The following is a 12,784-nucleotide window of genomic DNA, read 5'->3' on the forward strand; positions in this document are numbered from 1 at the left end:
CCGGGCCGTCAATGGCAGCCGCGCCGGCCGCGTCGTGGTTCCGTCTCGGATGCCCGCGGCGTAGCCTTGGGGCCATGCGACTGAAAATGTGCAGCATCCACGTCAAGGATCCGGCCTCGGCCCACGAGTTCTACACCGGCGTTTTGGGCTTCGACACGCTGATGGCAATGCCGGAACACAACCTCTACATCATCAAGGATCCGGACGGTGCCGGCGGCGCCGGACTGCTGCTGGAGCCCAGCGACAACCCGATCGGCGCGGCCTACATGAACGCCTGCCATGACGCCGGTTTGCCGGCGATCGTGTTCGGCGTGCCCGACGTGCGGGCCGAATATGAGCGGCTGGCCGCCAAGGGTGTCATGTTCCAGGGGGAACCGTCCGAGGGGCCCGCCGGGACCAGCGTGGTGCTCGATGACGGGTGCGGGAACTTCGTCCAGCTGCACCAGGACTAACGGGCCGGGCGTCGGGCACCCGGCGCGCGGCGTCGTCCCTGCCCAGTAAGCTCGATGCGTGATTACCGGCGAAATCAAGTCCCAAGTCGACAAGGTCTGGAATACGTTCTGGAGCGGTGGCATCTCCAACCCGCTGGAGGTGATTGAGCAAATCACCTATCTGCTCTTCCTCAAGAGGCTGGATGAGCGCCATATCCTGCAGGAGAAGAAGGCCAATCTCTTGGGTCAGCCGATGGAGGACGCCGTCTTCCCCGCGGGGAACGATCCGAAAGGCCGGCCGTACGCCGACCTGCGCTGGAGCCGGTTCAAGAATTTCGCCAAGGACGAGATGTTCACCGTGTTCTCGGAGTCTGTCTTCCCGTTCCTCCGCAATGAGCTGCCCAAGATGGCCAATGGTGAGGAGTCCACCTACAGCCACCACATGCGGGATGCCCAGTTCAAGATCCCCAACGCCGGTGTTCTGCAGCAGGTGGTCGATGTCATCGACGGCATCAACATGGACGGCCGGGACACCAAGGGCGATCTCTACGAGTACATGCTGTCCAAGCTGGCGTCGGCCGGCACCAACGGTCAGTTCCGCACGCCGCGGCACATCATCGACCTCATGGTGGACATGACGGCGCCCAAGCCGTTGGAAGCGATCTGCGATCCGGCGTCCGGCACCTGTGGTTTCCTGGTCCAGGCGGGGGAGCACCTGCGCAAGAACCATCCGACGCTGCTGACCCATGCGGAGTCGAACAAGTTCTTCCACAATGACCAGTTCCACGGCTTCGACTTCGACAACACCATGCTCCGGATCGGCTCCATGAACATGCTGCTGCACGGCGTGGAGAACCCGGACATCGCCCACCGCGACTCCCTCGCCAACCTGCACAGCAGCGAGGAGGAGAAGTACGACGTCATCCTCGCCAACCCGCCGTTCGCGGGCAGCCTGGATTACGACAACGTGGCCAAGGACCTGCTGGCCCTGGTGAAGACGAAGAAGACCGAGCTGCTGTTCCTGGCGCTGTTTATCCGTCTCCTGAAGAACGGCGGCCGTGCCGCGGTGGTTGTCCCCGACGGCGTGCTATTCGGCTCCAGCAAGGCTCACAAGGAACTGCGGAAGATGATCGTCGAGGGCCACAAGCTCGACGCCGTGGTCAAGCTCCCGTCCGGGGTCTTCAAGCCCTATGCCGGAGTGTCCACCGCCATCCTGTTCTTCACCAAGACCAACTCCGGCGGCACGGACAACGTCTGGTTCTACGACGTCCGCTCGGACGGCTTCTCGCTGGACGACAAGCGCACCCCGCTCGGCTCGTCCGACCTCCCCGATGTCCTCACCCGCTGGAAGGAACGCACGACGTCGGAACTCACCCGGGCGCGGACGGAGCAGTCGTTCTGTGTGTCGCTGGCGGAGATCTCGGCGAATGACTACGACCTGTCCCTGAATCGGTATCGGGAGATCGAGCACGAAGTCGTCGATCATGCGGCACCGACGGACATTCTTGCAGCACTGGACGCGCTTGAAGGCGAGATTACACAGGGGATGGCTGAACTGCGGGAGCTGCTGAAGTGAAGAAGGTTCGGCTTGGCGACGTAGCAGCGATTGAGCGCAAGGGAATAAGCCCGGACGAGATCTCGGACGGAACGACGTATGTGGGGCTCGAGAACATCATGTCGGGAGGCAGGTTCGTTGGAGTCGCTCCCGTCTCCAACGGGGAGCTGGCAAGCACGAAATTCAAATTTGAAGACGAACACATCCTCTACGGCAAGCTTCGGCCCTATCTTGCCAAAATTGCGGTGCCGACATTTGCGGGAATCTGCAGTACCGATATTTTGCCGATACGAGTCGGCGCACATGCCGACAGGATGTATGTCACGCACTACCTGCGTCAGCAGGAAGTAGTAGATCAAGTCAATTCCATGGCGACAGGAGCAAACCTCCCCCGTATAAGTCCCAAGTCTTTGGAATCTGTCGAACTGCCTCTCCCGCCGCTCGACGAGCAGCGCCGCATCGCGGCGATCCTGGACAAGGCCGACGCGCTGCGCATCAAACGCCGCCAAGCCCTCGCCCACCTGGACACCCTCACCCAGTCGATCTTCCACTCCATGTTCGGCGAACCTCCCACTTCATGGCGGGAGACAGCCATCGAGGATCTGGTAGACAAAGGCGACGGATCAATCCGGACTGGCCCGTTTGGCAGCCAACTTCTGACAAGTGAGTTCACTGACAAGGGTGTGGCTGTTCTTGGAATCGACAACGCCGTCTCCAACGAGTTCGCCTGGCGCGAGAGGCGCTTCATCTCCTTCGAAAAATACAGCGCGCTCAAACGTTACACGGTGAAACCCGGCGATCTACTCGTCACCATCATGGGCACTCTAGGCCGTTGCGCAGTCGTGCCCGCCGACATTCCCTTGGCAATCAACACAAAGCATCTATGCTGCATCACAGTGGATCCGGCGCAGGTCATTCCGGAATGGCTACATGCGTACTTCCTTAGATCTGACTCTGCGGCGGTGTATCTGAGGCAAACGACTAAAGGCGCAATAATGGGCGGCCTCAATATGGGCATCATCAAAAAAATGCCGGTGAAACTTCCTCCGCTAGAACTCCAACAGACTTTCGCAGCCCGCGTTGCCGCCGTCGAACGCTTGAAGGAAACCCACCGCAAGCATCTCAGCGAACTGGACATGCTCTTCGCCTCCCTCCAGCACCGCGCGTTCAAAGGAGAACTGTGATGACCGAGGCTCCTGAGCAGGACGGCATCCCCAAATGGCACGGGTTCATGACTCCCATCCTCCGGGTCCTGTCAGATGGGCAAGCCCGTACCCGGACAGAGCTCACCAAACAGGCGATGGACGCTGCGAGACTGCCCGAGGAACTGCGCGCGGTTCGCCTGGGTTCGGGAGGCCTCAAGGCAAAAGGACGCGTGGGCTGGGCGATCTCGCACCTGATCGCTGCCACCGCCCTAGCCCGGCCGGATAACGCCCTCTACGTCATTACTGACGTTGGGCATCAACTCCTGACAAGGTATCCCGATGGTTTGGCGCAGGCGCAGTTGCGCGAAGTGGAGGCCTACCGTCGGCATCAGGCAGAAGTGCGGGCCGCGCGTCGAGAGACTTCCCCGTCGCCGGAAATCGAAATTCTGGACGAAGACGCCGACCCGACCGACGTCATTGAAGCCGCCATCGACCGGATTCACGCCGAAACGGGATCGTCCCTGCTGAGCCGCATCCTCGCCAGCTCACCGGAGTTCTTTGAGCATGCGGTCGTGGATCTGCTGCTGAAGATGGGCTACGGGGGAGCTGAGCAGCGCGGCCGACGCATCGGCGGTTCCGGCGACGGAGGGGTCGACGGTGTCGTTGATCAGGACGCTCTCGGCCTTGACCGGGTCTACATCCAAGCCAAGCGGTACAGCGCGGACAACACCGTCGGCAGGGAAGCCATTCAAGCCTTCGTGGGAGCTCTTCATGGAGTCTCCGCTTCCAAGGGCGTCTTCATCACCACCAGCCGGTTCTCGCAAGGCGCCAAAGACTACGCAGCCAACATCCCTACCCGCACAATCCTGATCGACGGTACGCGCCTTGTAAACCTCATGATCAAGTACCGTGTGGGTGTACAGGTGAAACAGAGCTACGACGTCGTGGAACTGGACGAGGACTTCTTCGAGTAGCGGATGGATGAGCTGAGCGATTTCGTTGATCTGAGCCTCTGGACTCCCTACCAGGACGAGCCTGCGGGTGAGAACGAGAAGACGTGGTTCCGGGACAGCGATGGGGGACTGTGGATATTCAAGCGGAACCGTCCCCACCGGAGTCCCAACGAGCACGCTACTGAGTTCATCGCAAGTCGTCTGGCCGAGATGCTGGGAGTTCCTGCCGCTACCGTCAGGTTGGCCCGGGTTGGCGACCACATCGGCTGCATATCGAAGGACGTAAAGTCGGACGCGCGGAACCAACTGGATTCGGGGTCGCTCTTCCTATCGGAAATCGTGCCCGATTTCGACCCGAGGGACCGGCACTCCCGCGGCCACTCGCTGGAGAACATTGCCAGGGTGCTGCTTAACGTTGCTCCGCCCATCGGCCATGAAGCGCAAGACCTTTCTGCTGCCGGATGGTTCGCCGGGTTCCTGGTTCTTGACGCTCTGATCGGAAACCAGGACCGGCACAGCGAGAACTGGAGCATCGAGATAACCCCGGATGGGACCTATCATCTGGCGCCCTCGTACGATCACGCAACCAGCCTTGGCATTGTTCAAAGGAACCCGGAAAAACTGAATCGGCTGGTAAACGACCCAGGCGCCATCCGACAATTTGCGGCCAAGGCAACCGGCGGTCGGTTCGAGGGAATGGCGAAGGTGCCGCTCGTGGACGTTGCTTCGCAATTTTGTTTGGATGTGGGACCCGCTGTCACCACCCATTGGGCATCCGCAATAGCGGGGCTGGATATTGGTGCCGCCGCGGAAATCGTGGCCAGAGGTAAAATGTCGTCTCCAAGCGATACGTTGGCCCTGGAACTAATTCGCATCAACAAGGAAAGGCTCGTGACATGTCTTCGCTCGTGACCGATCCTCGTCCCGTCGCTGTTCAGAATGGAGACGCCGCCCTCCTCGTAGCATGGCAACATCCGGAGACGCGCCGGTACCGCCTCCTGGGGCGTGCAGTAGCCTCGGACGACGGTTATCACTTCGAGTACTTTGCAGCCATGCAGTCCGAGCCCGACTTCCGCCCGATTCCCGGGTTCTCGGATCCACACAAGACGTACACATCGAAAGTACTGTTTCCACTTTTGTCCGGACGCATCATGAGCACTAGCCGGCCTGACCGCTCCGAATGGCTGCAGCGGCTCGAATTGGACGACGACGCGGCACCGTTCGAAATCCTGGGGCACTCCTTCGGAAAGCGGGTTGCAGACACCTACGAGTTCTTTGATGAGCCGGAAATCGACCTGCTCCAAGGAACCCTGACGTTCGTGGTACCCGTCCACGGGCTTCGGTACATGACATCCGCAGCGCAGGAGTACGTCGATCGTTCACTCACGAAGGGGGATTCTTTGGACGCTGTCGCTGAACCCGAAAACGCCGCCGACTCCCGTGCAGTTGGGCTGTGGGCCGGGGCCCACAAAATCGGGTTTGTCCCGGCGCCCGTCCTAGACTACGTCGGCATGCTCGCCAAGTCCGGAACGTTTTCGGCCCGCGTTGTGCGCCGGAATCCGAAATCGGAGGGCTCCCACACTCGAGTGGTCACGCAATTGGTGTGGCGCCAGGACTCCTGACCCAACCGGTACTGGGGAGGTCCGTGAATGATGTCTGACGCCGTACGGCAACACTGCCAAAGTCGGCGTACGGCGACATCTTGGAAAGTCGCCGTACGCCGACAGGAGCCGTAATGTACACAGTCCGTGAGGCTGGGCCGCTGGTTCGCGAACTCCGCGAGGAGCGAGAATGGTCGCAGGCGGAACGGGGACGCCGTGCGCGACCGGGAGACGGGAAAGTCCGGTGGTGACCCGGGCCCTCGACGTGGATGGGTTGCCTGCCGAAAGTCGCCGACGCTACGGCGGCCAACATCCGGAAGCTGCCCCTGGTCCGCAGTGCGGACGTAGCTTAGAACGCAACTATCCGTCCGGCGTGGTTGACTGATCCACAGAACATCGTGACGTAGGAGCGGAGAGGCTGCATGGGGGCAGACAATAGCAATTTCGGGTTCATGCTGGCCGAATGGCCGGAGCTGGCACAACATGCCCGGCGCGCCGAGCAGTTTGCCCGTATCGATCCCCGCGCCTCCATGTTCTACGCCCGGTACACCGCCGAACGCCTGGTGGAGTGGCTATACAAGGTGGAGCCCGCGCTGGCCCTGCCATACAAGGACGACCTCAACGCGCTCCTCAACGAACCCACCTTCAAAAACCTTGTGGGCGGCGTTATCGGCAATAAGTTCACCATCATCCGCAAGGCCGGAAACAACGCGGTCCACAACCCGGCCAACCCCACCATCCTGGGCGCCGAGCTCGTCCTCAAAGAACTGCACCACGTCTGCTACTGGCTTGCCCGGAACTACGGCAAGAACGGCTGCCAGCTGCCGCCGTCGTTGGCGTTCGACGCCGGTCTCCTGGCTCCGGTGCCCAAAGCGGCGGCCCCGCAGCAATCACCGGAACAGCTTCAGCGGCTGGAATCAGAACTCAAGGCCAAAGACGAGGCCCTGGCGACAGCCGCCGCAGCCAACGATGACCTCGCAGCACAGCTGCAGCAGCTCCAAGCCGAGATCGCCGCCGCCAAGAAGCAGAACCAGGCTGTCCCGGACGATCACGACTACGACGAGGCGCTGACCCGCAAACACCTCATCGATCTGGACCTCAACGAGGCCGGCTGGCCGCTCAGCAACCCCGAAGACCGCGAGTTCCCGGTGGACACCATGCCCACCGCGTCGGGGGCACTCACCGGCACGGGTTTCATCGACTACGTTCTGTGGGGTGACGACGGTTTGCCGTTAGCCGTAGTCGAAGCCAAACGAACCACCAAGGACCCGCACGTCGGCAAGCAGCAGGCCAAGCTGTACGCCGACTGCCTGGAACGCCGCTACGGACGCCGCCCGGTCATCTACTACACCTCCGGCTATGAGACGTGGATCTGGGACGACTCGATGTATCCCGAACGCAGGGTCCAGGGATTCCATACCAAGGACCAGCTCCAGCTTCTGGTGGACCGCCGGAACAGCCGGAAACCGCTCGCTGAACAGGCCATCGACAACACGATCGTCGAACGCGCCTACCAGCACACCGCCATCCGCGCCGTGACCGAAGCCTACGAAACCCAGCACGAACGCAAGGCACTCGTGGTGATGGCGACCGGAACCGGCAAGACGCGCACCGTCGTCGCGCTGGCCAAACTGCTGCAGGAAGCCAACTGGGCCAAGCGGGTGCTGTTCCTCGCCGACCGCACGGCGCTGGTGAGGCAGGCAGCCAACGCGTTCAAGACCCACCTGCCCGGTTCCGGGCCGGTCATCCTCGGCTCCGGCGAGGAGGCTGAGAGCCGCATCCACGTCGCCACCTATCCGACCATGATGAACCTCATCAACAAGACCGCCGGCCAGCTGGGCCAGCGGCGCTTCGGCATCGGCCACTACGACCTCATTGTCATCGACGAGGCACACCGCTCCGTCTACCAGAAGTACCGGGCGATCTTCGAGTACTTCGACTCTCTGTTGATCGGCCTCACAGCCACGCCGCAGTCGGAGGTGGACCGAAACACCTACAGCCTCTTCGACATCGAGGACAACGTCCCGACCTTCGCGTACGGCCTGAACGACGCCATCGACGCTGGCTTCCTGGTCCCTCCGCGCGTGGTGCCGGTTCCGCTCAAGTTCCCCTACGAAGGCATCCGCTACGACGACCTCAGCGACGCCGAAAAGGAACAATGGGACGAACTGGAGTGGAACGAGGACGGCGAGATACCCGACGAAATTGACCCCGCCGTCGTGAACTCCTGGCTGTTCAACACCGATACCGTCGACAAGGCCCTTGAAGTGCTCATGACGCACGGGCACAAGGTGGCCGGCGGGGACCGGCTAGGAAAGACCATCATCTTCGCCAAGAACAGCCGGCACGCGGAGTTCATCGCCAAGCGATTCGACCACCACTATCCACAGTTCAAAGGCCACTTTGCCCGGGTGGTCACGTACCAGGTCAACTACGCCCAGACCCTGATCGACGATTTCTCAAAGAGCGACAGCAACCCGCATATTGCTATCTCCGTGGACATGCTGGACACGGGCGTCGATGTCCCCGAGGCCGTCAACCTGGTGTTCTTCAAGATGGTCCGGTCCAAGACCAAGTTCTGGCAAATGGTGGGCCGCGGCACCCGGCTGTGCCCCGACCTGTTCGGCCCGGGCCAGGACAAACAGGACTTCCTGATCTTCGACCTGTGCCGCAACGCCGAGTACTTCAACGCCGGAATGCCCGGGAACGAAGGCACCGTGGCTAAATCGCTGGCCGAAATCACGTTCGCCACCCGAGCCAAAATCCTGCGCGCGGCCGCTGACCTGTCCTGGGCTCCAGGCGACGGTTACGTGGAAGGGCTGCGATCAGCACTCCGGCACACCATCGACAGGCTTCCGCGCGATAACTTCCTGGTGAAACCGGCCCGGCAATGGGTGGACCGGTTTGCCGAAGACCAGACCTGGGCAGGGCTCTCCGGTGAAGACTTCGATGCCCTGGAACACGATCTCGCCCGCGTGGCCAGCATTGGGGCCCTTCCCGACACCGAAGAGGCCAAACGCTTCGACTGCACCATGTACCAGGCGCAGCTGGCAGCACTGACGGATCCGGCGAGTCTTGTTAGTTTCCGGAGGAAGATCCAGTCCGTGGCAGCAGCCCTGCATGACCAGCCCAACGTTCCGGCCATCGCCGCGAAGATGGTCCTGCTCGAGACCGTGCTTGACGACGGCGAGTGGGAGTCCGTGTCACCGGAATGGCTGGAGTCCATCCGCGTCCAGTTGCGGGACCTGGTGCACCTGATCGAGAAGCGCAAGCGGAACGTGGTGTACTCCAACTTCCAGGACGCGCTCGGAGAACTTGAAGAGATCGAGCTGGCCGGGGCCAGTACCGGCTTCATGGACTTCAGCCGGTACCGGGACAAGACGCGGCTGTACCTGGCCGATTATCAGGACCATGCGACCATTCAGCGGCTGAGGCGGAACAGGCAGTTGACCGATCAGGACCTTGAGGAGCTGGGTCGCATCCTGGCGGAAAGCGGCGTGGGCACCCCCGTGGACCTGGAACGGGCGGGAACGGACGGTCTTGGGTTGTTCGTCCGCTCGTTAGTGGGCCTTGACCGGGACGCCGTGGAGGAGGCCCTCGCGGAGTTCATTTCGGATACCGCCCTCACCGCGTCCCAGCTGGACTTCCTTCAACTCCTGGTCAACCAGCTCACCGAGAACGGTGTGGTCAAGCCTGATGCGCTGTTCAAATCGCCGTACAGCGAGCTCGCCCCCAGCGGGCCTGATGAGCTCTTCGGTGAGGAGCGCGCAGTCCGGCTGATCCGCACGCTCCGGGCGATCGAAAGCAGTGCCCGGGTGGGTTGAGCTGGCCCGCGGGCTCCGGTCGGGAAGGTAGCCGGAGAAGCAGGCGTCAACCGCTACTCGGCGCGGGCGCGGGACTTCTTCGCATCCTTTTTGGCGGCCTCGTCCTTGACCCGCTGGGCCTCGGCGCGGACGGCGGCGTGGGTGGCGCGCTCGGCGACCAGCCAGGCCGGGGGAGCCTGCAGCAGCGCGGTGATTTCCGCCGTCGTCAATGCTTCCTCAACACCGCCGCGGGCCAGGCCGCTGATGGAGACGTTGAGCTTCTGGGCCACCACGGGGCGCGGGTGCGGGCCGTTGCGGCGCAGCTCCGCCAGCCATTCCGGCGGGTTGGCCTGGAGTTCGGCGAATTCTGCACGGGTGATGGCCGAATCCTGGAACTCCTGGGGTGTCGCCGGCAGGTAGATGCCCAACTTCTTGGCAACAGTTGCCGGTTTCATGGACTGGGAGTTCGCAGAGGTCATGGTCCAAGGGTATCCGGCCAAAGCGCCGCGGGGCACCATGCCGGCTTCCCGCACCGGAACGGAAACCTGCGGTGGCGGTACTGTGAACGTGTGTCCGCCACAGAAGAAACACCTTCCACCCCCGCACCGTCCGAACCCGCGCGTGAGCTGCGCTTCGCGTATGTCTCCGGCGTGACGCCAGGAAAATGGATCCGGCGTTGGGAGGAGCGGATGCCGGACGTGCCGTTGCACTCCTTCATGGCCGACGACGACGCGCAGCTCACTGTGCTCCGCGACGGTTCCGCCGATCTCAGCTTCGTCCGGCTTCCGGTGGAGCGCGAGGGACTCAGTGTCATCCCGCTGTATGAGGAACAGCCCGTGGTGGTGGCCGCCAAGGGACACGAGATCTCCGTGTTCGAGGAAGTGGACCTGGCGGACCTGTCGCAGGAGACGTTCCTGGACGTGGGCGAACTCGGCGGCCCCGAGACGGCCCTGCAGGTAGTGGCCTCCGGCGCCGGGCTCGTGATCCTGCCGATGTCCGTGGCCCGGCACTTCAACGTCAAGGACACCGTGGCGCGGAAGCTCATTGGGACCCCCGGCACGGAGATCGCCCTTGCCTGGCCCAGCGACGCCACCGACGAAGTGATCGAGGAATTCATCGGGATTGTCCGCGGACGCACCGCAGCGAGCTCCCGGCAGCCCTCGGCGCAGCAGGAAAAACCCAAGCGCGAACCCAAACCGGACCGGCGGGGGACCGGATCGGGGGCCAAGAAACCCAAGGTGGCGCAGCGGTACGCGCCGAATCCGGACAAAGGACGCGGCCGGGGATCCCGGAAAAAGGGCAAACGCTAGTCCCGCCGGCAGGCGACGACGCATCTTGGACGCGGTGCAACCTGATCCCGTTGGACCGGCTCAATGTCACACGGACGATTAGGACTGGCCACGTTCCCTCGACGACCCCTTCCCGGGCCTCAGCGATTGGCTCCTACGGCGCTGAGCCGCAGCCCGATCCGTTCGTCTTGGCAGTGCCGCATCTACCGGTCGCGCCAAAATGTCAGACCCTCTTGCGAGACTGTGGGCATGGACAGCAGAGCAGCTTGGAGCGCGGAGAGCGGGGAGGCCCTGGCGGCCGTTGCCGCGTCTGTTGCCGCGCTGGCTGCCCTCGCCGGCGGGGGCGCCGGGGACGGCCAGGCTGCTGCGTTGGAGAGCGCTGATCCGTTGCGGGATTTCGCGGATGGTTGCCTGGATGGGTTGGCGTTGGTGGCGCGGGTGGAGGCCGGGATGGCGGCGTTGAAGGTCCGCCTGGCCGCCGACTACGTGCAGGCCGCCGGGTACCTGGCCGGCCCGGCGGCATCGGCGCGGGAGGCGACGGCCCGGGAGATGGCCGTGGTCGCGGAGGTCGCGGGCGTCCTGACCGTGAGCGAACGCTCCGCCTCGGCGTTGCTGTCGGACGCGCTGGCATTGGTCTCGTCGTTGCCGTTGACGTTGGCGGCGTTGCAGGCCGGGGAGCTGTCCTGGCAGCATGCCCGGATCATGGTCGAGGAGTCCGCGAACCTGGACCGGGCGGGGGCGGCCGGGCTGGAGGCGCATTTCCTGGACCCCGCCGCGCCGGACCCGGCGCGGGGCTGCCCGGCCGGGGACCTGGCCCCGGGCCGGTTCCGGGCCAAGGCGCGCACCTGGCGCGAACGCCACCACCCGGAGAGCATCGAGGCCCGCCACGCCACGGGGGTGGCGGAGCGGCGGGTGGAGTTTGTCCCGGACCGGGACGGCATGGCCTGGCTCTCGGCCCGGCTCCCGGCCGATACTGCCGCGGGGATCTGGGAACGGACCACCGCCGCGGCCCGGGCGCTGCAGGGCCCGGGCGAGTNCCGGACCCTGGCCCAGCTCCGCGCCGACGTCACCGCCACCTGGCTCCTCACCACCAACCCCGGCACGGGCGGCGGGACGGGCGCGGGAAGCGATGCCGCCGTCCCCGCCGGCAACACTGGCGGCGATGGAATGACCCGGGCCGCCGGCGTAGGCGGCGCCGGCACCGGAAACGCGGGAGTCGCCGGTGCGGGCGGGTGCGGGGGTGTTCCGTCGCCGCGGGCGCAGGTCCTGGTCACGGTCCCGGTGATGGCTTTGCTCGGGGTCACGGAGGAACCGGCCATGCTGGACGGGTACGGGCCGGTCCCGCCCTCGATGGCCCGCCGGCTGGTCGCCGACGGCGCCAATTCGTTCCACCGGGTCCTGGTCGACCCCCGCGACGGGGCGCCGCTGGANATCGGGCGTACCAGTTACCGGGTCACGAAGGCGATGCGGCAATGGCTGCGGCTGCGCGACGGCAGATGCCCGTTCCCCGGCTGTAACAACCCGTCGCTGGATAACGAGGCCGACCACCTGCTGGCCTGGGCCGACGGCGGCGGCACCGGGGTGGCGAATCTGGCCCAGCCCTGCCCGAAACACCACCGGCTCAAACACAACTCCACCTGGACACCCGGCGGCGCGAGCGGTGAGAGTCCGCCGGGCTGGACCTCACCGTCCGGACGCCACTACGCCAGCGAACACCCCGACTGGGAACCACCCCGCTGGCCCGAAAATCTCCTGCGCGCAGATCCATTCCCGGACCCCGGCCCGGACCCCGACGCCGCCCTGCCCCAGGACCCCTTCCCCGAATGGGAACACTTCACCGACTGGGAACACTTCACCGCCGGGCATCCATGGCCTCCGGCGGACACAGACAATTGGGACGAGCCTCCGCCTCTCGATGAGCCCTGGCCCGAATCGACTATCTATCAAGCCGCCTGACCGGCCAATTGGGTGCCGCGTCAGCGCGGACCTCCCGGCGGAAAACGGTTC

The 12,784-nt window shown here is 64.1% G+C and carries 10 protein-coding genes; 9 read left to right on the forward strand and 1 reads right to left on the reverse strand.

The features are described from left to right. Positions 1–74: 74 nt before the first annotated feature. From CFN17_RS06820 to CFN17_RS06850, 7 genes are all read left to right on the forward strand, one after another. Complete coding sequence (locus CFN17_RS06820) at positions 75–452, forward strand: VOC family protein (RefSeq protein WP_208750668.1); 378 nt, start codon at positions 75–77, stop codon at positions 450–452. Positions 453–510: 58 nt separating this feature from the next. Then, the gene (locus CFN17_RS06825; RefSeq protein ID WP_208750670.1) at positions 511–2,007 is read left to right on the forward strand and encodes a class I SAM-dependent DNA methyltransferase; all 1,497 of its coding nucleotides are present in this window, start codon (positions 511–513) and stop codon (positions 2,005–2,007) included. Next, on the forward strand, positions 2,004–3,170 hold the full coding sequence (locus CFN17_RS06830; protein WP_208750672.1) for a restriction endonuclease subunit S: 1,167 nt from the start codon (positions 2,004–2,006) through the stop codon (positions 3,168–3,170). The genes CFN17_RS06825 and CFN17_RS06830 overlap by 4 nt, the downstream gene beginning before the upstream one ends. Then, complete coding sequence (locus tag CFN17_RS06835; protein ID WP_208750673.1) at positions 3,170–4,105, forward strand: restriction endonuclease; 936 nt, start codon at positions 3,170–3,172, stop codon at positions 4,103–4,105. The genes CFN17_RS06830 and CFN17_RS06835 overlap by 1 nt, the downstream gene beginning before the upstream one ends. A gap of 3 nt (positions 4,106–4,108) precedes the next feature. Then, a complete protein-coding gene (locus CFN17_RS06840) occupies positions 4,109–4,996 on the forward strand; it encodes a HipA domain-containing protein (RefSeq protein WP_208750674.1) in 888 nt (295 codons plus the stop codon). 239 nt (positions 4,997–5,235) lie between these two features. Then, positions 5,236–5,706, forward strand: a complete 471-nt coding sequence (locus CFN17_RS06845) for an HIRAN domain-containing protein (protein ID WP_208750675.1) — start codon at positions 5,236–5,238, stop codon at positions 5,704–5,706. A 401-nt stretch (positions 5,707–6,107) separates the two neighbouring features. Beyond that, positions 6,108–9,509, forward strand: coding sequence for a DEAD/DEAH box helicase family protein (locus CFN17_RS06850; RefSeq protein WP_208750677.1), 3,402 nt, complete (start codon positions 6,108–6,110; stop codon positions 9,507–9,509). Between the two features lie 53 nt (positions 9,510–9,562). On the opposite strand, the gene CFN17_RS06855 is transcribed toward CFN17_RS06850, so the two are convergent. Continuing rightward, positions 9,563–9,967, reverse strand: a complete 405-nt coding sequence (locus CFN17_RS06855; protein WP_208750679.1) for a DUF5997 family protein — start codon at positions 9,965–9,967, stop codon at positions 9,563–9,565. Between the two features lie 90 nt (positions 9,968–10,057). Between CFN17_RS06855 and CFN17_RS06860 the strand changes: the two genes are divergently transcribed. Beyond that, positions 10,058–10,798: a LysR family transcriptional regulator substrate-binding protein gene (locus CFN17_RS06860; protein WP_208750681.1), complete on the forward strand. Its 741-nt coding sequence runs from the start codon at positions 10,058–10,060 to the stop codon at positions 10,796–10,798. Between the two features lie 228 nt (positions 10,799–11,026). Next, the gene (locus CFN17_RS06865; RefSeq protein WP_208750683.1) at positions 11,027–12,733 is read left to right on the forward strand and encodes an HNH endonuclease signature motif containing protein; all 1,707 of its coding nucleotides are present in this window, start codon (positions 11,027–11,029) and stop codon (positions 12,731–12,733) included. Positions 12,734–12,784 lie beyond the last annotated feature (51 nt).

This window comes from Arthrobacter sp. PM3, from assembly GCF_003352915.1.
In the GTDB taxonomy this organism is placed as follows: domain Bacteria; phylum Actinomycetota; class Actinomycetes; order Actinomycetales; family Micrococcaceae; genus Arthrobacter.

What these genes read in the sequence shown, in the direction of transcription:
- CFN17_RS06850 (WP_208750677.1), top strand. Translation starts at nt 6,108, where the DNA reads ATGGGGGCAGACAATAGCAATTTCGGGTTCATGCTGGCCGAATGGCCG.
- CFN17_RS06835 (WP_208750673.1), top strand. Translation starts at nt 3,170, where the DNA reads ATGACCGAGGCTCCTGAGCAGGACGGCATCCCCAAATGGCACGGGTTC.
- CFN17_RS06845 (WP_208750675.1), top strand. Translation starts at nt 5,236, where the DNA reads ATGAGCACTAGCCGGCCTGACCGCTCCGAATGGCTGCAGCGGCTCGAA.
- CFN17_RS06855 (WP_208750679.1), bottom strand. Translation starts at nt 9,967, where the DNA reads ATGACCTCTGCGAACTCCCAGTCCATGAAACCGGCAACTGTTGCCAAG.
- CFN17_RS06840 (WP_208750674.1), top strand. Translation starts at nt 4,109, where the DNA reads ATGGATGAGCTGAGCGATTTCGTTGATCTGAGCCTCTGGACTCCCTAC.
- CFN17_RS06820 (WP_208750668.1), top strand. Translation starts at nt 75, where the DNA reads ATGCGACTGAAAATGTGCAGCATCCACGTCAAGGATCCGGCCTCGGCC.